We start from the raw sequence: 21,204 nt of genomic DNA on the forward strand, positions 1-21,204 counted from the left end.
GTCACCCGGCCTTGATTGTCGAGTACGTCCAGACATCCGCCGGGATCTTGTGCTTGAGCCGCCAGGTGATGGCCATCGGCTTGCTCCCGGTGTGACCCTCGAACTCGGCAGGGCCAAGCAGCATCCATGGTTGTGACGCGCCGATGTCAGAGGTCTTGTACCGCCGCACGAAAAGCAGGACGTGGCTGCCGTTTGTCACGTGGTGTTGGTAGCGCTGACCGGTGGGGGAGGATTCTGAGATCTGGTTTTGGGACTCCCAATGGAATTGAGTCTCACTCAGCGCGTAGTCGTGGTAGCGAGTCTGCGGGGAGAAGTCCTTCTCGTCCTTCTCCAAGGTGATGAGTAGAGCGTCGGTCTTGATCGACTCGCACCACTTCACGCCCTCACGGAAGTCCCCAGGCATAAAGCCACCAATTACGGACTGACCAAGAGCCGGCAGGATCTCTTCGCGAGTGTAGGAGGCACGCACCGTCAGCGGAATTCCGGTCTCACCGCCCATACCGAGGAGTGCGATTGGGACGTGTTCGGTGTGAGCAAGGTTGTATGCCAATACCTGACGCAGCTCGCTACGCACAGCGTGCTGCTTACGCAACATCGCAAACCCAGCGTCGTAATGCGTGAATCCCTTCCGTGTCACACCGCCGAGGGGCCACAGCTGGAAGAAGAGCATGCGGGCGTAGGCCTGGCCCTGCTCGTCGAGCTCGCTATAGGCGGGAGCGGCATCCTCCAGCAGTCGGGTGTAGGCAGCCACCCGCAGCGGGTCGTCCACGTGGAGGAAGGAGGAGACACGCTTGAGAAAGGCCGCTTCACCTTCGGGTGCCTCTCCCTTGAGGAGTCCTGAGCGGCGGAGCAGCCCAGTCCAGGAGTTGCCATTGCCTCGGTAAAGCTCCTTGAGTTCACGGCCGCTCTCTTCCAGGTATCGGCTCAGCTGTGGCTCGGCGTAGTCAGCCACCTCGCGGGCCAACGCCGTTACATTGACGCTGATCTGCTCCTTGATGTTGGCGATGATGGTTTTCTTCGCCTTCTCCTCAAGGATGATCTCGCAGCCGGACGGGAGCTGAGGGAAGTCGTGCTCGATGTGGTCCAGCAGGCGCTTTCGGGTCAGGTTCGTCAGCGCGCGGAACTGGTTCTCGAAGCGGAACTCCTTGCGGTGCTGCCCGATGAAGTCGAGCACGGTGAGCACCGCCTTGTCCTCAGTGCGGCGGAGGCCGCGGCCGAGTTGCTGCAGGAACACGGTCGCACTGGAGGTCGGGCGGAGTAGGAGCAGGGTGTCTACGTCAGGGATATCGAGCCCCTCGTTGAAGAGGTCGACGGAGAAGATCACCTGGAGCGCTCCGGACCTCAGGTCCGCGAGCGCCTGCCTGCGCTGTTCGGTAGGGGTCTCGCCGGACAGCGCAATGGCGTTCAGGCCGGCCGTTCGGAAGGCCTCTGCCATGAAGTGGGCGTGAGTGACCGATACGCAGAATCCCAGGGCGCGTATTCCTGCGGGCTCCGCTATCTTCTCCCGGACCGCCTTCACGACCAGTCGTGCACGCCTGAGATTGTTTGACAGGACGTTACTCAAAGCGCTTGCGTCATACGCTCCGCGCTTCCACTCCACCGTGCTGAGGTCAGTGTTATCGCTAATGCCGAAATAGTGGAAGGGACTGAGGAGTTCATTCTCCAGCGCCTCCCACAAGCGCATTTCGGCGGCGATCCGGCCGTCAAAAAATTCGTCCTGGATGTTCTTGCCGTCCATGCGCTCCGGTGTCGCCGTGAGCCCCAGCAGTTCCAGCGGCTGAAAATGATCAACGATCTTTCGGTACGTTGGTGATGTCCCGTGATGGAACTCGTCGATCACGATCACGTCGAAGTGGTCAGGGGAGAACCGGTCGAGTGTCTTGGCGTTCAGCGATTGCACGCTGGCGAACACATGTGTCCAGTGCTCTGGGTTGTCGCCACTGTGGAAGGCTTCACCAAAGTTGGGATCCACCAGCACGTCCTGATAGGTCCGCATTGACTGCTGCAAGATCTCCTTTCGGTGAGCAATGAACAGGAGTCGCAGGTCACGGCCGTGCTTCTTTTTCAACTGCTTGTAGTCAAGGGCTGCCATGACAGTTTTGCCGGTGCCGGTGGCCGCTACGAGCAGATTTCGGTGCCGGTCGTGTACCTCCCGCTCCACCTCCAGCCGCTCCAACATGTCGCGCTGATGTGGATACGGCCGTACTTCCAGGCCAGACAACGTGATCCCACGGTCGGCGGCACTGGTCGACGACGTGCCACCTGCGATAGCAAGAGCCTCTTGAAGTCGCTCTCCGTCAGATTCGGGGTCGTAAATTTCAAACGCAGGATCGCTCCAGTAGGCCTCAAACGTGGCATCGAACTTTCGCAGCACGTCGGGAGTGGCGACGGAAGACAACCGAACATTCCACTCCAGGCCATCGAGAAGCGCCGCCTTGGAGAGATTGGAACTGCCGACATAGGCCGTGTCGTAGCCGCTCTTGCGACGGAAAAGCCAAGCCTTGGCATGCAGCCGCGTCGTGCGGGTCTCGTAGTTGACCTTGACCTCGGCGTTGAATTCCTGCACCAACCGGTCCAGCGCACGGCGTTCGGTGGCCCCGATGTAGGTCGTGGTGATGACCCGTATCGGCACGTCCCGCTCATGGGCTGCTTTCAAGGACTGCTCGATGATGCGCAGACCGTGCCACTTTACGAAGGCGCAGAGCAGGTCGACACTGTCGGCGGTGGCGAGTTCGGCGCGGAGCTCGAAGCCGAGGCTCGGATCCTCGGGCGAGTTGGTAATGAGGGCAGCGTCGGAGAGCGGGATGCCCGGCCGCACGGCGAAGACGCCCGGGGCCTCTTGGCGGGTGATCGCGAGGAGTTGGCGCGGGCCGTCCGCTACGAGTTCTATCCATTCCTGCGCTCCATCCAGCGTGCTGATGGATTCTAGGATGTGGTTCGCCGCGTAGACACGTTCCTCTGCCGGAAGGTTCTGGAGGACACGCCGGACTGTTCCTGCGACATGCCTTGCCAAGACGTGCGGCACCGATCCTGGCCCCACTGCCTCACTCACGGGATGCCAACCAAGGCTGGTGAGCTCCTTCAGCTGCTGCTCGAAGCGCAGCGTGATGAGCTCCTCGTACAGGCCCGCGGAGGGTCCCGAAGGTTCGTCTGGCTTGGTCATGTCGGATTCCCCCGCTCGCTTGGACAGCTGCCCTATGTGTAACAGAGGGCACTGACACGGACAGATGTAGGGGTGGAGCGGCTGGATCACGCGCTCCGCCTGGTCAGGTCTGATTATTTAGTTGACTGGATCGATCGAAGTCGGTCCAGTATGGGCGCGTGGAAATCAAACGGGTGATCGGGTCCATTGAGGGTGTCGTCGTGGGAGACCACTTCAGAAGCCGACTCAAGGTGATGGGCGCAAAGCTCCACCAAACGAACCAAAAGGGTATCTCCTGGCTCAAGGATGAGCAGGATGGCCTGCCGGTTGCCGACGCGATCGTCCTCAACGGTGGGTATGTGGACGATGACGATCACTGGACGACCATGAAGTACACGGGTGCGTCGGAAGGCAAGGATCGTGACTCCGAGACCGGCAGGCTTCTTCGCAGTCAATCGTGGTCATACGTCGATAATGCTGCCCTCAAGCGCAGTTGTGAGCGCAAATACCCCATTCGCGTAATCCGCGGATACGAGGGTGACGAGCGGTACTCGCCGCCTAAGGGATATCGATACGACGGTTTGTTCAAGGTTACGGACTTTCGTACGGCTATATCCAAGTGGCCTGGTCCTGATGGGTCCGAGATCAAGATTTGCCAGTTTGACCTGGAGCGACTGCCTGACTCACAGCAGGGACTCACGTCGGTAGAGCGACGTATGGCCGAGATGCTCGAAGAAGTGGAGGAGCTCCACGCGGAAGAGGGTGAGGAGAGGTATCCAGAGGTGCGGACCGTGTCGGTCAAGCGCCTCATGCGCAGCGCGGCAACGTCACAACGTGTCAAGGCCCTCTACGACGGAGAGTGCCAGCTCTGCGGGCTCCGCTTGCTCGGCCCGGATGGTGCGCCGCACAGCCAGGGTGCGCATATCAGGCCCTTGGGAGGACCTCACAATGGGCCTGATGTTGAGCCAAATATTCTTTGTGTCTGCCCCAACTGCCACGTACGACTGGACGTTGGCGCGGTGGTTGTGGAGAAGGATTGGTCAATCGTTGTGCGTGCAGCCATGTTCGGCGCACCGATATTGCCGAAACTCAGGACCAAGGGCTGGCATCGGGTGCATCCGGAGTACATCCGTTATCACCGCGAGTGGTGGGAGAGCCGAGGGAATCTCGGCCAGAACTCCTAGTAGTGCTTCGGCCCCGAAGGCGCTCCCTCCCGCCCAACGCCCCGGCCCCGCACCGCCGTCAGCGGCCGAGGTGGCCGGAGGCCGGTTCCGGGCCGGGCCGGGCCGGAACCGGCCTACTTCCACAGCTGTTCCCGGCGCGTGCCGTTGCAGGTGGTCACCATGACCTGCGTGGCGCCGCCGAAGGATGGGGCGGCGATCTCCAGGCAGTGGCCGGTGTTGGTGTTCTTCAAGGGCTGGCCTGCCGAGGTGGAGGTGCCGAGGCTCCATTTGACGTAGCCGGTTCCGCCGGGGGCGTCGCAGGCTTCCAGTTGGGTCGAGTAGTCGTTGTTGAAGGGTGCCGACAGGCACTTTCCGTTTGCGCGGTTGACCAGTTCGAAGGTGCCGCCGCCGGTGGAGCGCAGCGTCCATGTGTAGGCGTCGCTGGAGCTGCAGGTTCCGAAGCCGGGGTAGACGTCGCCGTCGCTGCCGTACACGCACTGGTCGTTGGAGGCGTTTCGGAGGGTCGACACGGATCCCGGGGAGAGGGTGGCGGAGTCGGACTTCGCGGGGGGTGGTGTTCCCGCGTCGGGCGTGCTCCCCGTGTTGGACCTGGGCTTGGTTCTGGTCTGTACCGGCTGGGCTACGGGCTCCGCGGAGCCGCTCGCGCGGGGGGCCGGGGCCGACGGGGAGCGGATGGCGGACGGGGAGCCGGAAGGCGAGGGCGATGGGGAGGTCGACGTGGGGGGCGACAGTGAGGGCGCCGGGAGAGTGCGCTCGGGGCCTGATGATCTGGGGGAGGAGTTCGGGAGGCCTGGGAGGAGGGCGATGGCCGTGATCGTGCCGCCCGCCACGACGACGGGCACGATCACCATGCGCAAGCGGCGTACGCGCCGGTCCCGGTCGGCGACGTTCTCGGCGATGGCGACGTTCTCGGCGTGGCCGATCGCCACGCCCCCGTGGGTGGCCGTGACGGCGGTGTGAGCGGTGATGCGCGGGGGACGGCCGCCGTCACCGTGTGCGCCGAAGCCCCAAGCGTGCCGCAGCCTTCCGGAAGGCGTACGGCTGCCGCTCGGCTGCTGTGGACCTGACAAGCCGGGGGCGGTCAGTGCTGGGCCGCCCCCGGCTTGGGAGGGTCCAGGTGTACGCCTCCCTGCACATGCATCACACCGGCAGCCACCGATCCGCCCGTGGCATCGATGATCACATCCCCGTTGGCCGCGACGCCGCCGGAGCCTGCCGAGGCGCCGGAGCCGGGAGCGTGCCGTCGGACATGCTCGACCAGCGCCTCCAGCTCGCTGGCGACCTCGTTCCTCTCCCGTTCGGGGAGGTCCTGGAGCAGGTCCCTGAAACGCGTCGTCCAGGAGCCCGCCTGGTCGGCGCGCATGCGCACCAGCACTCTCTCCGCGTCGTCGCCGACGGCTGCTCGTGCGAGGTCGGCGGCAGTCTGGTCGAGGCGCTGCAGCACCACTTCTTCGCGTTGGCCGTCTCGGCCCAGGAGCCGGGCCACCGTGGTTCTGGTCTCGATCCAGGCGTCGGTTCCCGCCGCCGTCACCACCGCTGTTCCGCCCGAAGCGGCAAGCGCGACCAAGATTTCCGACAACATCCACAGCCCCCTGTGACCAGTCGAGTGACGGACCTTCAGCCACGCCATTCAACAGGTCTCCCCGGGTGGGCGACCGGCGAATCCGGCAACGGGCCGGAGGTCAGGGGGTCCCCTTCAGGCGGTTCACGGTGACGGGGGCGGTGGTGCGGTTGCCGGTGGCGTCGATGCCGAAGCGGCCGCCGGCGCCCGGGACCGCGTTGTCGGTCAGGGTGTAGAGCTGGTCGCGGACGGCGTAGCGACCGGGCAGGTCGGTGGCTGTGGTGGCGGCCTGGTGGATGGCGGTGGCGACGGTCAGGACGGCGTCGTGGGCGAGGACGGCCGAGTGTCCGAGGGTCGCGTGGGCGGCGACGAATGCCTGTCCGTGGTGGTCGCGGGTGAAGGCTTGCAGGAAGTCGTCGTACAGGGAGCGGTCGCGGTTGGAGTCGCTTTGCAGAGCGGTGGAGGTGGGGAGGGAGGCATAGAGCACGGTGATGGAGGCGTCGAGCCGGCGCAGGGCGTCCGTGGTGAGGTGCAGGTCCGCTGTGCCCGATCCGGTGACCACCGTGAGCTGCCGCTGGCGACAGGGGCGTTGGCTGAGCGCGGTGAGGAAGTCGGGCAGGTATTTCTCCCGGGCGGCGAAGTACACCGTGTCGATGGCGGGGGCGATGTCGCAGAGTGGCCCGATGATGTTGAGGAAGGAGTTCGGGCCACGCCTGGGGTCGACGGGGAATCCCGCTTCGGGGAGGAGATGCTTTTTGAGTCCGTTCAGGCTGAGGAAGTCGTGGTAGAGGGACTCGGTGTAGGGATCCGGGCTTTGGTTGGAGGTCACCGACCTGACCACCGCGGCGGTGTGTTTCTGACCGGCCAGTTCTTTGCCGACCGCTGTGAGCAGCGCCGTGTTGGTGAAGCCGACACGGACCAGGCCTTTGATCGGCCCCTTGTCGTCGACGGCGCCGGTGTCGAAACCGTCGGCGGTGATGAGGTCGGCGACCATGGGGATGCCGGCGTCGCTCAGCTCACGGGCGGCGTCGACGGACTCCCCACGGGCCAGTCCCATTCCGGTGACGGCGACCAGGTTCCTTTCGAGTTTCAGCTGGTCGACAGCGTCCTTCCAGTGCCGTTCGCCGCTGCCCATGCCGGCCAGAACCAGACGTATCTTGGCTGTGCTGCTGTCCGCGGCGTTGGCCTGCTCCACCGCGGTATAGGCGCCCTCGGCCTCCGCGACTAATTGATCCAGTGCCTGGCCGTTGGTCGCGTCGGCTGAGGACAGCGGCGCCAGGAACGCGACCGTGACGTACCGGCCACCACGGGTTGCTTCCCTGTTCTCGGCGCGCAGGGCGGCCAATACGGGTTCGAGAGCGGTACCGAAGACTCCGGGGCCGTCACTGCCGTCGGTGACTCCCGTGCACTCGCCGTCGGCCCTCGTCACCAGTGCCGGGTTCGACGTCCCGCAATGCTTCTGCCGGAAACCCTCCTGCCCGTGCTGGGCGTGGAGGTACAACCCGTACCCGCCTGTGGACCCGATGGCGGCCACCACGCCGAGTGCCGCGCTGACCGCGGCGGCCACGCCGGAGTGCCGCAGCCGTGTCCATCCCTTGCGCCACGGTTTGACCGCCGGACCGGACAGCGGTGTAGGTGCGCTGGGGCGTGCGGACGGGGCGCCGGCGAGGTCGGCGTCGAAGAGATCGGCGTCGAAGAGATCGGAACCGAATCGGAGACTGTCGGAGAGCGGAGGGCGTACGGGCTGGAACGCCAGGGCTGCCCGGAACCAACTCCAGTAGGTGCTACGCGGCGTCAAGGGCGCCCGCGCATCGGAGAGCGGCCCCACCAGAGCCCGGCGGAACTGTTCGAAGCCGTTGGCAGCCATTTAGACCCCCTCTTCGGGTGCGGCGACCTCGGAGGGCAGTAGAGAGCTGGAAACGGGCAGTCGACGGGGCGCACGCTTTGGCTCAGGGGCAGGCGGAGGGGGCGGAGGCGGGGCTTGAGCGGCAAGTTGCGCAATGGCGAGTGGCGCGGTGATACCCAGGGTGACAGCTGCCAGCGGGCCCGAGATCTGACTCGTGGACGCATAAAGGAACGGCACGCCGGTGCCCATGAAAAGGCGAAGCCCCAAAGCGCCGAAATAGGGGCTGAACCTCCTATTTCGTTTGCTCCGCCAAGGCCATCCCGCGTCTTTCGACAGGAGTAGGGACAGCATCCACGCTTCGTTGAGGAGCACGCCAAGCCCGCCCCAAGCACACGCTTGCCAGACAAGCATGCAGCCCCCTCACGCCCGACCTCGCCGTACCTACGGCCGCCTTCGCCGAAGTTAACGGACGGTTTGCCCTTTCAGGGGATATTCGATACATCCGAAACAAAGCGCAATTAAATTAGCAAATTTCGACTATGCCGAAGCTCTACGTCATCTGCCGAAGCTATGTTGTCCGCTATGACGCGCACCCCCGAAGGCGATGACCCCTCTCGCCCCCTCACCGGCAAGGTCGTAGTGGTGACCGGTGCCGCCCGAGGCCAGGGCGCCGCCGAAGCCGAGGCCCTTGCCCGCGCCGGCGCCACGGTGATCGCCACTGACGTTCGTTCCGAAGGGGACTGCCGGCGGCTCGACGTTGCAAGTGAGGGGGACTGGGCGGATCTGGCCGCCGAACTTCGTGAGACGTATGGGCATGTTCACGGGCTGGTCAACAACGCGGGTGTCATTCATCGGGCGCGGCTCGGGGAGGTGCGGGCGGAGGATTTCGGGCGGGTTCATGCCGTCAACACCGTCGGGCCGGTGCTGGGTATTCAGTACCTCTCGCCGCTGATGCCGCCGGGCTCGTCCATCGTGAACGTCGGTTCGTCCACCGCGTACACCGGCTACTACCCGGTGGCCTACACCGCCAGCAAGTGGGCGCTGCGGGGCGTCTCGAAGGTCGCGGCCACGGAGTTGGGGCCGCTGGGGATCCGGGTCAACACCGTGCATCCCGGCTACATCGAGACGGAGATGACCGCCGCCGCGACCCCGGCCTTCCGTGAGACGACCATCCGGGAGACGCCTCTTGGCCGTAGCGGCACCGTCGACGACGTCGCGCCCCTGATCGTCTTCCTGCTCTCCGACGCGTCCTCCTTCATCACGGGAGCGGAGATCCCCGTCGACGGGGGTTTCAGCGCGCACGGCGGCGTCAAGTCCATCTCGGACGCGCTGCGGCCCGACGGACCGAGCGTCGCCTGAGCCCTTCTTACGCCCCCACCCCGTGGCACGCCTCGTAAGCCGTCCCCGACGCGCACCAGCATCCAGCGCCCCGCTCCGGAGGCCACCCGACCGCCCGGCCCCGGGCCGCCAGCGTCGTCGCGTACTGGGGCAGCAGGTCGGCGTCGCCCGGGGAGGTCGCCTCCGAGGCCGCGAATGCCTCGTACGACGGGACCGTGCCCGTGACGATGCCGAGGTTGCCCGTCCCCGAGGCCGACAGTTCCCTCAGTGAGGCCTCTATCGTCGCGAGGTGGGTCTCGTGGGAGGGGTACTCCGCCTCCAGGGTCGGGTAGGCGGTGACCAGTTCCGTCAGTTCGCTCGCCGGCCAGTGCAGGACCGCCACCGGGAACGGGCGGGACAGCTCCTCCCGGTAGGCGCCCAGCTCGGCGCGGAGGCGGGAGATCTCGGCCTCCAGTTCCGCCGGGTTGTCCGAGCCGAGGGACCAGACGCGTTTCGGGTCGTGGAGCTCGTCCAGGGAGACGGGCAGCGAGTGCAGGGTGTCCGCCAGCAGGTCCCACTCGTCGTGGGCCACGCCGAGCATCCTGCGGACCCGGTGGCGGCCGAACAGCAGCGCATGTGACGCGTGCGGGGGTTCCGGCGCGTCCGCCAGGAGCAGGCTGACGCCCTCGGTGAACGTCTTCTGGGCCGCTTCCAGCTCGTCGTGGGATTCCAGGGACTCCGCGACGATCACCCAGGGGGCCGGGTCGCGGGGGGCCGCGGCGCGGATGCCGTCGATGATCGCTCGGGCCTCGGCCTCGTGGCCGTACTCCCACAGGTTGGAGGCCTTCAGGGCGCGGACCAGGTGGGGGGCGTCCAGCCCGCCCGGGGCCGACAGTAGGCGGTCGTAGAGGGTCGTCGCGGCGGGGCGGTCGCCGGCCAGTTCCAGATGAGCCGCGGCCTGCAGCAGCAGGGCTTCGGCATCCTCGGGATACAGGCCGGCGGTCCGCTCCAGGCGTGCCGCTTCGGCGGTGTGGTCGACGTTCTCGGCAGGCGTGTCGGGGCGCATGGGGGACACCGTAGCGCCGCCCGGTGACGAAAGAGAGGTATCTGCAGGCCAGAGGCCCATATCACCTCACGGCCACCGCCAGATCCGCCAGATCCGCCAGATCCGCCAGATCCGCCAGATCCTCCGGGTCGTCTAGATCGTCACCCCGTCCACCTGGAGCGTCTGCACCGCGCCCGCCGCGAACGGCACGCTGATCGTCTTGCCGCTCAGGTGGATGTCGGAGTGGGACGTGTAGAGGTCGCCCGTGCCGCTCGTCACCGTGTTCCAGCGGGGGACCAGGCCGCCCGATCCGCCGCTCACCGTGGTGAAGCGGGAGAGGTCGAACGTCAGGGTCTGGGCCGAGGTCGACGTGTTCGCCGCGACGATCACCAGGCGTTTCGCCGCCTTGTCGATCGCCGCCGCCGCGTAGCTCACGCCGGTGTCGAGGATCGTCATGCCGGGGCGGATGTGACGGCTGAACTGGGCCATCACGTAGTACTTCGTCGTGACCGCGCCGGCCGCCAGCGTGCTCGGGTCGTACGCGATCATCGCCCAGCCCGCCGACGGGTCCATGACCTGCCAGTAGACCCATGCCGTCGGGTGCAGCCAGCGGAAGTCGTAGAGCAGGTTGCTCGCCATCGTGAGGCCGGTGCCGTCCTTGTCACCGGTCTCGGAGTTCCACAGGGCCTTGCCGGCCGTCGTCACCACGTCCGTGTAGAGCAGGTCGCGGCGGCCGCCCGAGCCCTGGTAGCCGTGGACGTTGACCCGGTTCACGTACCCCTTCGTCGTCGACGAGAAGGAGTTCCACGTCGTACGCGCCAGGTCGTAGTTCGTCTCGTCGGACGCGGAGATCCTCGTCCCCGTCAGGCCGCGCTTGTCCAACTCGCCGCGCATGTACGGCAGTACGGCCGACTGGACGGTCGCGTCCATGTGGCAGCCCTCCTGCGTGCCGGTCGCCGTCCACCAGGACGACGACGGCTCGTTGAAGGGGTCGACGGTCGCGAAGTTCACGCCCCAGTTGTTCTTGGCGTACAGCGCCACCGCCGCGAGGTGCGACGCGTGCTGGCGGTAGTTCCAGGACTGGAGGTTGTTGCCGCCGTCCGAGGCGCCCGACGGGTTGTGGTTCAGGCACATCCACCACATGGGGGAGTTGGCGAAGAGTTCCGTTGTGGCGCCCCGCGACGTCGCCTTCTGCAGCATCGCACGCTGGTTGGCGTCCGCCGTCCAGTCCCAGGCCGAGGACGTCGGGTCCTCGTTGTTCCAGTCCTGCCAGTAGCCCTCGATCTGCTTGAACCGGGGGATGTTGGCGGAGACCGCCATCGACGTGCCGCTCACCGTGTTCCAGCTGCACGCGCCCAGGTTGTAGCGGGCGATGTTGAGGCCGAGGCCGGGGAGGGTCCTGCCGTTGTAGGACACCGACTTGGTCGTGAAGAAGATGTCGGCGAAGTCGTCCCGGGCGCCGAAGACGTTCGCCCACCAGGCCAGGGAGGTGCCCCAGCCCTCCCACGTGCCGTACGTCGTCGACGGATTGACGGAAATCGTCGCGTCGGCGTGGGCGGTGCCCGTCGCCAGGGCGCTTCCGAAGAGCGCGCCGCCCGTGGCCGCCAGCAGTGTCCTGCGTCGGATCATGGCTTCTCCGCTTCGAGTCGAGGCCGGTCCCGTTCGGCCGACACGAAGCATCGGGTGCGACGCCTGGGGTTGTCGAGAGTTCTGACAGCCCTTTCTCAAACCTGTGGAGAAAGGGCGAGGAGGGGTTCGACAGGGCGAACAGGACAGGTCTCGTATGTACGGCTCTGGAGACCTTGTCCCCTACCCCTTATGGTGCCCCGCGTGCGGATTCCCCTCGTACGGCACAGCACCCGGCGACGGCGCGCCCGGTACCGGCGGGTGCTCTGGAGCGGTGCCGAACTGCTCGTCACCGCCGGGGTGTTGGTCCTGCTTCTCGTCGTGCACCAGCTGTGGTGGACCAACCGGGAGGCGAAGGACGGCGCCGAGCGGAGAGTGGAGGCCTTGGAACGGGAGTGGGGGGCCGGCGGCGACGGGCGCGACGGCGGCGAATCCGGCTCCGGCTCCGCTGCCGACGGCTCCGACGACGGTCGCCCGCCCGCCCAGTCCGGTGGCGGCGACGGTACAGGGAACGGGAACGGAGACGGAGACGGGATCGGGAACGGGAACGGGAACGGAGACGCGTCGTCGTCGGCCGTCACCCCCCGCTCCTCCCAGGCCTACGCAGTCCTCCGCATCCCCCGCCTCGACCTGCGGGTGCCCGTCGCGGAGGGAACCAGCAAGCAGCACGTGCTCAACAAGGGGTACGTCGGCCACTACACCGGCACCCAACAGCCGGGCCAGGGCGGGAACTTCGCGGTCGCCGGGCATCGCAACACCCACGGTGAGCCGTTCCGGTACCTCAACCACCTCAGGAAGGGCGACAAGGTGGAGGTGGAGACCCGCAACGCGACCTACACCTACACCGTCGACAAGATCCTGCCGCAGACCTCACCCCGCGACTCGGGCGTCATCCGGCCCGTGCCCCGCTCCCTCACCAAGCCCGCCTACGGCTACGAGACCCCCGGCCGCTACGTCACCCTCACCACCTGCACCCCCGAGTACACCTCCCGCTACCGGCTGGTCGTCTGGGGCGAACTGACCTCCACGAAGCCGAAGTCCTAGGCTGACGACGGCTCACGGCCGCTGCTCCAGTGCCTCCCGTACGGCGTTCAGGATGGTCTCGGTGCCGGCGCCCAGGGCGCGGGCCGCCGAGGTGAAGTCGCGGGCCAGGGTGGTGAGTCGGTCGGCGTCGGGGTGCTGGGGTTCGGCGGGGAGAGCCGCGACCCGGGTGCCCGCGCCCCGGCGGGTGCGGATCAGTTCGGCGGCCTCCAGCTCACGGTAGGCGCGGGCCACCGTGCCGGGCGCCAGGCCCAGATCGGCGGCCAACTGCCGTACGGTCGGCAGCCGTTCACCCTCCACCAGTCGGCCGGTGACGATGAACGAGGCCAGTTGGGCGCGGATCTGCTCGTACGGCGGCACCTGGCTGGTGGTGTCGACGCGGACGGCGGGTTCACTCATCGTCCACGGCCCGGGGCGCGACGATGGTGAACAGGGACCAGCCGAGGGCGAACAGGCTCAGCAGGCCCAGGGGGTAGATCACCAGGGCCGTGACGTTGCCCAGCATTCCGGCGCACTTCGAGTAGAACAGCACCCTGGCGATCATCCCGACGACGAGCAGCAGTTGGCTGGAGACCAGCAGTCCCCAGGCTCCGGTGATCGCCCAACTGCGGTCGTGGCGCTGCTGGTTGTCCCCGGGGCGATGGGCGATGCGGCGCAGGGACCAGACGCAGGCGGCGGTGCCGAGGGTGAGGGAGACGAGGACCGGGGTGGCGTAGTAGAGGCCGGGCCACGGGCCGAGGTGCCTGGTCACGGTGGAGCAGGTGACGGCGAGGGTGCGGCCCGTCCGGCCGGCCCTGTCGGGGGAGGCCGCGGCGGCCCCGATCGTCAGCAGGACGGCGATGCAGGCCGCCTGGAAGACGAGCAGGGGGGCCATGCGGGGCGGTACGTGGTCCCGGACCCGGCGGGGGGCGAGGACGGCGGTGCGGACCGCCTCCAGCGGAGCGGGGGTGAGGGAGTCGCCGAGCAGGACCCCGCCGACCGCACACAGGCCGAACGCCGTGACGGCGGAGACGAACGGCATGGCCATGTCGTCGCTGTCCATGGTGGCCAGCGCCTGGGCGACCACGACGCCCAACGCCAGCCCGGCCCAACGGGCGCAGAGATCGGCGCGGGCCAGGAGTCTTTCGGGCGAGACGGTGTCGAGCATGTCGAGTCCCCCGGTGAGTCATGCGAACGATGAGTGTGACGCTTGTATCAAGTGGTGAGTACAAGATGCCGTCGACCGCACCTTGTGTCAAACACTTGATACAAGCGAGAACTTCGTCCCTGGGGTGCCTCAACTGAGGTATAAACGAAGGGAGATCCATACCGATGGTCCGGTGCAGGAAGGGGGAAGCAGCGTGATCCGCAGTCGGTTCACCGCGCGCTCCGCGCCGCTCCTGCTCCTCCTCGTGCTCGACGTCCTCCTCCTCGACGCCGGCAGCCTCTCCGCCGCCGTCGCGCTGGCCGCGACCGCCGCGGCCGGTTCCGCGCTCGCCGTCTGCACGCTCATCGCCGCGCGCAGCGCCCCCGCCGTCCCGCCCACCCGGGTGCGCACGGCCATCAGGGACCGGGCCCGCCGTACGGCCTTCCTGCCGCAACGCGACCCCGACGCCTCCGGCCGGCCCCGCCCCAGGGCGCCCGGCCACGCCCTCCCGACGACCGTCGCGTAGGGCCTCACTCCCGACCTCGTGGCCCCGCGCGGGTCGTCCTGCCGCCACGCCCGGAACATTCCGGCACCCATCCCGGCACGACGAGAACCCCCGGAGGGCTCCTCCCCCATGTCCGTACTCATGTCCGCACCCATGTCCGTCTTCGCCGACCTGGTCGGCCGGCTCGCCGACCTGCTCCACCCGCTGTTCGGCACATCCGCCGCGGCCGCCGCGATCGTCCTGTTCACGGCACTCGTACGACTCCTCGTCCATCCCCTCTCCCGGGCGGCCGCCCGCGGTCAGAAGGCCCGGACGGCACTGCAGCCGAAGGTCGCCGAGCTGCGCAGGAAGCATGCGAAGAACCCCGCGCGGCTCCAGAAGGCCGTGCTGGAACTGCACGCCGAGGAAAAGGTGTCACCGCTGTCGGGCTGCCTGCCCAGCCTGCTGCAGTTCCCCGCGTTCTTCGTGCTCTACCGCCTCTTCTCCAGCTCCTCGATCGACGGCGCGGCCAACGAACTGCTCGACCACCGGCTGCTCGCCGCGCCCCTCGGCGACCGCTGGACCGACGCGCTCGCCGGGACCGGGCTCGTCGGCGGGGCCGGCGTGGTCTACCTCGTGCTGTTCGCCCTCGTCGCCGCCGTCGCCTCCTTCAACTACGTGCGCGCCAAGCGGACGCCGCTGCCCGAGACCGGCGGCCAGGACGTGCCCGGGATCGGCGCCCTCACCAAGGTGATGCCGTTCATGTCCTTCTTCACCCTGATCACCGTGGCCGTCGTACCGCTGGCCGCCGCGCTGTACGTGATCACCAGCTCGACCTGGAGCGCCGTCGAACGAGCCGTCCTGTACAGGTGACGGTCCAGTACGTGAACCGGGTATTGCGGAGTGGACGTCCAGCTTGGAGTATCGGCCAGTCATCCGATGGCTGCACCCGTCGGCGGACGCTCCGCGATCTAGGAAGACGGTGACGGACCATGAAGCTGCTGCGAGTCGGTACGGCGGGCGTGGAGCGCCCCGCACTGCTCGAAGCCGACGACACACTGCGCGACCTGACGGGTGTCGTGGACGACATCGACGGCGCGCTGCTCGCCGACGACGAGGCCCTCGGCCGGATCCGGGCCGCCGCCGACTCCGGTGAGCTGCCCGTCCTGGACCCGGCCGGGCTCAGGGTCGGGCCCCCGCTGGCCCGGATCGGCAAGATCGTGTGCATCGGGCTGAACTACCACGACCACGCCCGGGAGACGGGGGCCGAGCCGCCCGCCGAGCCCGTCATCTTCTTCAAGGCGGCGGACACGGTCGTGGGGCCGTACGACACCGTGCTCGTCCCCCGCGGGTCCGCGAAGACCGACTGGGAGGTGGAGCTGGCGGTCGTCATCGGGCGTACGGCCCGCTACCTGGGGTCGGCGGAGGAAGGGCTCGCGCATGTCGCGGGGTACGCCGTCGCGCACGACGTGTCCGAGCGGGAGTTCCAGATCGAGCGGGGCGGGACCTGGGACAAGGGCAAGAACTGCGAGACGTTCAACCCGCTGGGGCCTTGGCTGGTGACGGCGGACGACGTGCCCGACCCGCAGGAGCTCTCCCTGAGGCTGTGGGTCAACGGGGAGCTGAAGCAGGACGGGACGACGGCCGAGCAGATCTTTCCCGTGGGGGAGGTCGTGCGGTACGTCAGCCAGTTCATGACGCTGTACCCCGGCGACGTCATCAACACCGGAACGCCGGCGGGCGTGGCGCTGGGCGCACCCGAGCCCAAGCCGTTCCTGCGGGCCGGCGATGTGGTCGAGCTGGAGATCTCCGGGCTGGGCAGGCAACGCCAGGAGTTCAAGGACGCGTGACGCTCCGCCCCGGGGGCCGGGCAACCGTGCCCGCGCCCCTGGAGGCGTCTCGCCTACACGTACTTCTCCAGGAACTGTTCCAGTACCTCCACCACGAAGCGGTGGTCCTCCAGCTGGGGGAGGCCGGACACCGTCACCGCGCCCACGATGCCCACGCCCTCCACGTTGATGGGGAAGGAGCCGCCGTGGGCCGCGTATTCGTCGGGGTCCAGGCGGGAGGACTCCTCGAACGTCGTGCCCTTGGCGCGGTGGCGGGCGCCCACCAGGTAGGAGGAGGCGCCGAAGCGTTGCACCACTCGGCGCTTGCGGGCGATCCAGGCGTCGTTGTCCGGGGTCGAGCCGGGCAGGGCCGCGTGGAAGAGCTGCTGGCCGGCGCGGTGGATGTCGACGGCGACCGGCGCCTGGCGCTCGCGGGCCAGTTCCACCAGCAGTGAGCCGAGCGCCCACGCGTCGTCGTTCGTGAACTGGCGGAAGACCAGCCGCCGTTCCTGGCCCTGGAGCTCCTCCAGGGTCGGGGTGATCTCCGGGGTGAACTTCGGGGTGATCTCGTGGGTGCCCATTACAGCGTCACCGCCACTTTGTCTCGTGCCGAACGGCGGGCCGCCTCCAGGACATCGAGGGCGGCAGCCGCCTCGACAGCGGTCACCGGGTTGGGACCGCCGTCGATCAGTGCCTTGGCCACCGCAGCGTAGTAGGCCGGATAGTCGCCGGGGAGGGTCCGTACGGGTCGTCCACCGCCGGTCAGCGGCGACTCTCCGGCGCCGAGACGGCCCCACAGCTCCTCGGGCTCCGTGCCCCAGGCCGTGTCCGCCGTCGCGCCGGGGCGCTCGCCGTCCCTCAGCGCCGCCTCCTGCGGGTCCAGGCCGTACTTCACATAGCCCGCCTTCGAGCCCAGTACGCGGAAGCGCGGGCCGAGCTGGGCGGTCGTAGCGGAGACGTACAGGTGGGAGCGGACGCCGTTCGCGTGCGTCAGCGCGATGAACGTGTCGTCGTCGGTCTCCGCGCCCGGCCGCCGCACGTCCGTCTCGGCGTACACGGAGACCACCGGGCCGAAGAGGACCAGCGCCTGGTCGACGACGTGACTGCCGAGATCGTAGAGGAGACCTCCGATCTCTGCCGGGTCGCCGGACTCCCGCCAGCCGCCCTTCGGCAGCGGCCGCCACCGCTCGAACCGGGACTCGAAGCGCCACACGTCGCCCAGTTCGCCGTCGGCGAGGAGCCCTCGCAGGGTCAGGAAGTCGTTGTCCCAGCGGCGGTTCTGGAAGACGGACAGGAGCAGGCCGCGCTCCTCGGCGAGGGCGGCCAGCTCACGCGCCTCGGCCGCGGCGCCGGCGACCGGCTTGTCGACGACGACCGGCAGACCGGCCTTCAGCATGGCCGTCGCGAGCGGCACATGCGTCTTGTTCGGGGACGCGATGACGACCAGGTCCAGCTCGCCGGCCCGGGCCGGCAGGTCGTCGGGGGTGGCGGCGACGCGTACGTCCGGGAACTCGGCGCGGGCCTGCTCCTGCCGCTCGGGGTTCGAGGTGACCACCGTGTCGAGGACGAGGCCCTCGGTCGCGGCGATCAGCGGGGCGTGGAAGACGGAGCCTGCGAGGCCGTAGCCGATCAGGCCCACGCGGAGAGGAGTACCTGTCATGGCATCCACTTTCGCAACGCTGTTGCCAAAGTGCAAGCAGAGGGCAGAATGGGGGCGTGAACAGGACGGACGGCGGCGGTCGCACCACAGGCGCAGGGGTGAACCTGCTCGCCCTGCGCAGTCACAACACCGCGCTCGTGCTCGACCTGCTGCGCACGGCCGGCCCGGACGGCATCAGCCGGCTCGAACTCGCCGAGCGCACCGGGCTCACCCCGCAGGCGGTCAGCAAGATCACCGCGCGGCTGCGGGAGGACGGGCTGGCGGCGGAGGCGGGCCACCGCGCCTCGACCGGCGGCAAGCCGCGCACGGTCCTGCGCCTGGTCCCCGACGCCGGCCACGCGGTCGGCGTCCACCTGGACCGGGACGAGCTGAGGGTGGTCCTGGCGGACCTCGACGGGCGGGTGGTCGGAGAGCGGAGCACCCCCCTGTCGCTGGGCGCGGGAGCGGAGGCAGTGCTGGGCGCGGTGGTGAGGCAGGTGGCAGCGGTCACACGGGAGTTGGGGGCGGCTGTCGTGCCGGGTGGGGCCGGGGGTGGCGGGGCGCCGTCCGCCGGGGAGTGTGAACAGCGCCTTGCGCTGGGCACGTTTCTCGGGGTCGGGGTGGCTCTTCCCGGCCCCCTTGATCATGCCCATGGTGTGCTGCACCGGGTCACCGGGTTTCCCGAGTGGGACGGGTTTCCGTTGCGGGACGTGCTGGCGGCGCGGCTCGGGACACCGGTGGTCGTCGACAAGGACACCAACGCGGCCGCGCTCGGCCTCGCCGTCGGAGGTGAGCCGGGCTCCTTCGCCTGCCTCCACCTCGGGACGGGCCTCGGCGCCGGCCTGGTGATCGGCGGGACCGTCCACCGTGGCGCCCGCACCGGCGCGGGGGAGTTCGGACACCAGGTCATCCAGCTGGACGGGCCGCCCTGCACCTGCGGCAACCGGGGCTGCGTCGAGGCGCTGTGCCTGGCGGCCATCGGGCGGGGGGACGCGGCCGAGGCGGCACGCGTACTCGGCGAGGCCGCCGCGAACCTGGCCGCACTGCTCGACATCGACGCCGTGCTGTTGGGCGGTCGTACGATCGCGGCCGACCCGGAGCCGTTCGTGCACGGCGTCGCCGCCGTCCTCGACGCCCGGGCCCGCCGTGAGGGATCCCCGGAGGGCGCCGTACCGGTACGCCTCGCTCCCGGCGGCGCCCGCGGCGTCGCGGAGGGCGCGGCCCAACTGCTACTGGCACCGGTGTTCGGCCGCGGGGACGGCTGACCCCGTCTCTCCTCGGCTCCCCCGTTCTCGCCCCCCGTTCGGCTCCGCCCCTCCGCCCCTCCGCCCCTCCGCCCCTCAGTTCCTCAGTCCCTCAATCCCTCCGCCGAACGAGGGGATTCGTACGGTCGTGCGGTGTGCCGTGGCTTTTCGCGCCGTTCCTTCGTGCAGGCTCACGTGTTCATGCGACTGTGCCCGCCTGTCTCCCTCTGCCTCGCCGCGGCCGCCGCCTTCCTCCCCGCGTCCGCGCACGCGGAAGCCGGCCCGAGTTGCGCGGGCCCCGACACCGGCGCCTTCCCCCTCACCACCCGCCTCCACGGCGGCCCCGCCTCCTTCCGGGCCGGGGGCGGATTCGGCATCTGGTATCTCGACCTCACCAACACCACCCGTCGTGCCTGCGAGGGCGTCCATCCGGTCGTCGTCCTGGTCGACGCCCGGCGCGCCCTGAAGCCGTCCCAGCCGCACCTGGAGTTCTACGTCGGCAAAGAGCCGCACCCGGTCCGCTTCGTGTCCACGGAAGACGACGAACTGGTCGGGGCGTTCACCGACGAGCACGCCGATGAGCACGCCGACGAAGCCGACGACTTCCCCGGCTTCACTGTCGGTCCCGGCCGCACCCTCACCGTCAAGCTGCGCCTCGCGCTCGGCTCGGACGCCGTCCGGAACACCGTCACCGCCAACGCGGCCGTCGTCCAGCGCCACGGTGACGACGGCGACTGGATCGGACAGTCGAACGACTACCGCTTCGCCATCGACTCCGACGCCACTCCCACTCCCACTCCCACTCCCACGGCCACGGCCACCGCCACCGCCGACAGCGACACCGATACCGACGCTGACACCGACATCGAGGCCGGCACCGCCCCCGACTCGGGCGCCCTCACGCACGCCCCCACGGGCACTTCCCTCCCCACGTCTCTCTCAACGTCTCTCCCCACGTCCCTCGCGTCTCCCCTCCCCACCCCCGCCGCCTCCGCCACGGACTCCGGCCACCTCTCCCTCGCCGACGAGGCCGCGGAGCTCGCCCGCACCGGTCTCACCTCACCTGTCGGCCTCGCCGCGGTCACCGCCTGCTTCCTCGCCGCCGGAACGGCCCTGCTGCTGGCCCGCCGACCGGCCCGCCGAGCAGCGCGTCGACGTCGTTGACGCGGGGGCGCATCCCAGTCAGTGGACGCCTGGAATCCGGCCATTCCCTCAAGATCGGGGCTGTGGCTAGGCTGGGGCGGCGTACGCGGCAACCGCGTACCCGCGCAGCAACCGCGTACATGCGTACGGCAGGGAGATCCCGCACATGGCAGACCGCAAGCCCATCGAGTCGTGGCTCACCGACATGGACGGTGTGCTCATCCACGAGGGCGTGCCGATCCCCGGCGCCGACGCCTTCCTGAAGAAGCTGCGCGAGTCCGGCAAGCCGTTCCTGGTCCTCACCAACAACTCGATCTACACCCCGCGGGACCTGCATGCCCGCCTCCAGCGCATGGGCCTGGACGTGCCGATCGACAACATCTGGACCTCCGCGCTGGCCACCGCCCAGTTCCTCGGCGACCAGCGGCCCGACGGCACGGCGTACGTGATCGGCGAGGCGGGGCTGACCACCGCGCTGCACGACATCGGCTACATCCTCACCGACCACGAGCCCGACTACGTCGTCCTGGGCGAGACCCGCACCTACTCCTTCGAGGCGATGACGAAGGCCGTCCGGCTCATCAACGACGGCGCCCGTTTCATCTGCACCAACCCGGACGAGACCGGCCCCTCCGCCGAGGGCGCGCTGCCGGCCACCGGAGCCGTCGCCGCGTTGATCACCAAGGCGACCGGCAAGACCCCGTACTTCGCGGGCAAGCCCAACCCGCTGATGATGCGCACCGGGCTGAACGCCATCGGCGCCCACTCCGAGACCAGCGCGATGATCGGCGACCGCATGGACACCGACGTACTGGCCGGCATGGAGGCCGGGATGCAGACCTTCCTCGTGCTCACCGGCCTGACCCGGCCCGAGCAGGTCGAGAACTTCCCGTACCGGCCGTCGAAGGTCGTGGACTCGATCGCGGACCTCGTCGACCGCGTCTGAAACCCGCACCACGGCGGAACCCACCCATACG

General features: G+C 68.6%; 20 protein-coding genes. 10 read left to right on the plus strand and 10 right to left on the minus strand.

Annotated features, from left to right (window positions below; genetic code table 11):
- Position 1: 1 nt before the first annotated feature.
- The gene (locus tag B5557_RS27700) at positions 2-3,163 is read right to left on the minus strand and encodes a DEAD/DEAH box helicase (RefSeq protein ID WP_079662004.1); all 3,162 of its coding nucleotides are present in this window, start codon (positions 3,161-3,163) and stop codon (positions 2-4) included.
- A 158-nt stretch (positions 3,164-3,321) separates the two neighbouring features.
- On the opposite strand from B5557_RS27700, the gene B5557_RS27705 reads away from it, so the two are divergent.
- Positions 3,322-4,326, plus strand: coding sequence for a YDG/SRA domain-containing protein (locus tag B5557_RS27705; protein ID WP_159424435.1), 1,005 nt, complete (start codon positions 3,322-3,324; stop codon positions 4,324-4,326).
- A gap of 113 nt (positions 4,327-4,439) precedes the next feature.
- On the opposite strand, the gene B5557_RS43895 is transcribed toward B5557_RS27705, so the two are convergent.
- The gene (locus B5557_RS43895) at positions 4,440-4,835 is read right to left on the minus strand and encodes an RICIN domain-containing protein (RefSeq protein ID WP_159424436.1); all 396 of its coding nucleotides are present in this window, start codon (positions 4,833-4,835) and stop codon (positions 4,440-4,442) included.
- A 295-nt stretch (positions 4,836-5,130) separates the two neighbouring features.
- Here B5557_RS43895 and B5557_RS43900 point away from each other — a divergent pair, with 295 nt between their 5' ends.
- Positions 5,131-5,286 carry a hypothetical protein gene (locus tag B5557_RS43900; RefSeq protein WP_159424437.1) on the plus strand — a complete coding sequence of 52 codons (156 nt, stop codon included), beginning with the start codon at positions 5,131-5,133 and terminating at the stop codon, positions 5,284-5,286.
- A gap of 121 nt (positions 5,287-5,407) precedes the next feature.
- Here B5557_RS43900 and B5557_RS27715 read toward each other — a convergent pair whose 3' ends face one another.
- On the minus strand, positions 5,408-5,908 hold the full coding sequence (locus tag B5557_RS27715) for a hypothetical protein (RefSeq protein WP_079662007.1): 501 nt from the start codon (positions 5,906-5,908) through the stop codon (positions 5,408-5,410).
- A 100-nt stretch (positions 5,909-6,008) separates the two neighbouring features.
- On the minus strand, positions 6,009-7,754 hold the full coding sequence (locus tag B5557_RS27720; RefSeq protein WP_107472637.1) for an ABC transporter substrate-binding protein: 1,746 nt from the start codon (positions 7,752-7,754) through the stop codon (positions 6,009-6,011).
- A gap of 561 nt (positions 7,755-8,315) precedes the next feature.
- On the opposite strand from B5557_RS27720, the gene B5557_RS27725 reads away from it, so the two are divergent.
- On the plus strand, positions 8,316-9,092 hold the full coding sequence (locus B5557_RS27725) for an SDR family NAD(P)-dependent oxidoreductase (protein WP_079662008.1): 777 nt from the start codon (positions 8,316-8,318) through the stop codon (positions 9,090-9,092).
- A gap of 7 nt (positions 9,093-9,099) precedes the next feature.
- Here the strand turns inward: B5557_RS27725 and B5557_RS27730 are convergent, their stop codons facing one another.
- Both B5557_RS27730 and B5557_RS27735 read right to left on the minus strand, forming a co-directional pair.
- On the minus strand, positions 9,100-10,116 hold the full coding sequence (locus B5557_RS27730; RefSeq protein ID WP_079662009.1) for a hypothetical protein: 1,017 nt from the start codon (positions 10,114-10,116) through the stop codon (positions 9,100-9,102).
- A 132-nt stretch (positions 10,117-10,248) separates the two neighbouring features.
- Positions 10,249-11,724: a glycoside hydrolase gene (locus tag B5557_RS27735; RefSeq protein ID WP_079662010.1), complete on the minus strand. Its 1,476-nt coding sequence runs from the start codon at positions 11,722-11,724 to the stop codon at positions 10,249-10,251.
- Positions 11,725-11,913: 189 nt separating this feature from the next.
- Here B5557_RS27735 and B5557_RS27740 point away from each other — a divergent pair, with 189 nt between their 5' ends.
- The gene (locus tag B5557_RS27740) at positions 11,914-12,765 is read left to right on the plus strand and encodes a class E sortase (RefSeq protein ID WP_079662011.1); all 852 of its coding nucleotides are present in this window, start codon (positions 11,914-11,916) and stop codon (positions 12,763-12,765) included.
- 12 nt (positions 12,766-12,777) lie between these two features.
- On the opposite strand, the gene B5557_RS27745 is transcribed toward B5557_RS27740, so the two are convergent.
- A complete protein-coding gene (locus B5557_RS27745) occupies positions 12,778-13,161 on the minus strand; it encodes a GntR family transcriptional regulator (protein ID WP_079662012.1) in 384 nt (127 codons plus the stop codon).
- Positions 13,154-13,909: a hypothetical protein gene (locus tag B5557_RS27750; protein WP_079662013.1), complete on the minus strand. Its 756-nt coding sequence runs from the start codon at positions 13,907-13,909 to the stop codon at positions 13,154-13,156. Before B5557_RS27750 ends, B5557_RS27745 begins: the two co-directional genes overlap by 8 nt.
- A 193-nt stretch (positions 13,910-14,102) precedes the next feature.
- Here B5557_RS27750 and B5557_RS27755 point away from each other — a divergent pair, with 193 nt between their 5' ends.
- From B5557_RS27755 to B5557_RS27765, 3 genes are all read left to right on the plus strand, one after another.
- Positions 14,103-14,414: a DUF6412 domain-containing protein gene (locus tag B5557_RS27755; RefSeq protein ID WP_079662014.1), complete on the plus strand. Its 312-nt coding sequence runs from the start codon at positions 14,103-14,105 to the stop codon at positions 14,412-14,414.
- Positions 14,415-14,546: 132 nt separating this feature from the next.
- On the plus strand, positions 14,547-15,245 hold the full coding sequence (locus B5557_RS27760; protein ID WP_079665033.1) for a YidC/Oxa1 family membrane protein insertase: 699 nt from the start codon (positions 14,547-14,549) through the stop codon (positions 15,243-15,245).
- A gap of 119 nt (positions 15,246-15,364) precedes the next feature.
- Complete coding sequence (locus B5557_RS27765) at positions 15,365-16,222, plus strand: fumarylacetoacetate hydrolase family protein (RefSeq protein ID WP_079662015.1); 858 nt, start codon at positions 15,365-15,367, stop codon at positions 16,220-16,222.
- 53 nt (positions 16,223-16,275) lie between these two features.
- Here the strand turns inward: B5557_RS27765 and B5557_RS27770 are convergent, their stop codons facing one another.
- Together B5557_RS27770 and B5557_RS27775 are read right to left on the minus strand one after the other, a co-directional pair.
- Positions 16,276-16,782 (minus strand): heme-degrading domain-containing protein, encoded by a 507-nt coding sequence (locus tag B5557_RS27770; protein WP_079662016.1) that lies wholly within the window; start codon positions 16,780-16,782, stop codon positions 16,276-16,278.
- Positions 16,782-17,861, minus strand: coding sequence for a Gfo/Idh/MocA family protein (locus tag B5557_RS27775; protein WP_079662017.1), 1,080 nt, complete (start codon positions 17,859-17,861; stop codon positions 16,782-16,784). Before B5557_RS27775 ends, B5557_RS27770 begins: the two co-directional genes overlap by 1 nt.
- Before the next feature lie 56 nt (positions 17,862-17,917).
- Here B5557_RS27775 and B5557_RS27780 point away from each other — a divergent pair, with 56 nt between their 5' ends.
- The 3 genes from B5557_RS27780 (at position 17,918) to B5557_RS27790 (ending at position 21,173) form a co-directional block, all read left to right on the plus strand.
- Complete coding sequence (locus B5557_RS27780) at positions 17,918-19,105, plus strand: ROK family transcriptional regulator (RefSeq protein WP_079662018.1); 1,188 nt, start codon at positions 17,918-17,920, stop codon at positions 19,103-19,105.
- A 174-nt stretch (positions 19,106-19,279) separates the two neighbouring features.
- Entirely contained in the window at positions 19,280-20,248 is a 969-nt protein-coding gene (locus B5557_RS27785; protein ID WP_079665034.1) for a hypothetical protein, read from the plus strand.
- A gap of 145 nt (positions 20,249-20,393) precedes the next feature.
- Positions 20,394-21,173: an HAD-IIA family hydrolase gene (locus tag B5557_RS27790; RefSeq protein ID WP_079662019.1), complete on the plus strand. Its 780-nt coding sequence runs from the start codon at positions 20,394-20,396 to the stop codon at positions 21,171-21,173.
- Positions 21,174-21,204: the final 31 nt, after the last annotated feature.

The sequence above is a fragment of the Streptomyces sp. 3214.6 genome, from assembly GCF_900129855.1.
GTDB classification, from domain to species: domain Bacteria; phylum Actinomycetota; class Actinomycetes; order Streptomycetales; family Streptomycetaceae; genus Streptomyces; species Streptomyces soliscabiei.

Coding starts and splice junctions, on each gene's coding strand:
- B5557_RS27750 (WP_079662013.1), bottom strand. CDS start 13,909: ATGCTCGACACCGTCTCGCCCGAAAGACTCCTGGCCCGCGCCGATCTC.
- B5557_RS43900 (WP_159424437.1), top strand. CDS start 5,131: ATGGCCGTGATCGTGCCGCCCGCCACGACGACGGGCACGATCACCATG.
- B5557_RS27725 (WP_079662008.1), top strand. CDS start 8,316: ATGACGCGCACCCCCGAAGGCGATGACCCCTCTCGCCCCCTCACCGGC.
- B5557_RS27715 (WP_079662007.1), bottom strand. CDS start 5,908: ATGTTGTCGGAAATCTTGGTCGCGCTTGCCGCTTCGGGCGGAACAGCG.
- B5557_RS27735 (WP_079662010.1), bottom strand. CDS start 11,724: ATGATCCGACGCAGGACACTGCTGGCGGCCACGGGCGGCGCGCTCTTC.
- B5557_RS27720 (WP_107472637.1), bottom strand. CDS start 7,754: ATGGCTGCCAACGGCTTCGAACAGTTCCGCCGGGCTCTGGTGGGGCCG.
- B5557_RS27790 (WP_079662019.1), top strand. CDS start 20,394: ATGGCAGACCGCAAGCCCATCGAGTCGTGGCTCACCGACATGGACGGT.
- B5557_RS27775 (WP_079662017.1), bottom strand. CDS start 17,861: ATGACAGGTACTCCTCTCCGCGTGGGCCTGATCGGCTACGGCCTCGCA.
- B5557_RS27700 (WP_079662004.1), bottom strand. CDS start 3,163: ATGACCAAGCCAGACGAACCTTCGGGACCCTCCGCGGGCCTGTACGAG.
- B5557_RS27765 (WP_079662015.1), top strand. CDS start 15,365: ATGAAGCTGCTGCGAGTCGGTACGGCGGGCGTGGAGCGCCCCGCACTG.
- B5557_RS27730 (WP_079662009.1), bottom strand. CDS start 10,116: ATGCGCCCCGACACGCCTGCCGAGAACGTCGACCACACCGCCGAAGCG.
- B5557_RS27760 (WP_079665033.1), top strand. CDS start 14,547: ATGTCCGTCTTCGCCGACCTGGTCGGCCGGCTCGCCGACCTGCTCCAC.
- B5557_RS27740 (WP_079662011.1), top strand. CDS start 11,914: ATGGTGCCCCGCGTGCGGATTCCCCTCGTACGGCACAGCACCCGGCGA.
- B5557_RS27745 (WP_079662012.1), bottom strand. CDS start 13,161: ATGAGTGAACCCGCCGTCCGCGTCGACACCACCAGCCAGGTGCCGCCG.
- B5557_RS27770 (WP_079662016.1), bottom strand. CDS start 16,782: ATGGGCACCCACGAGATCACCCCGAAGTTCACCCCGGAGATCACCCCG.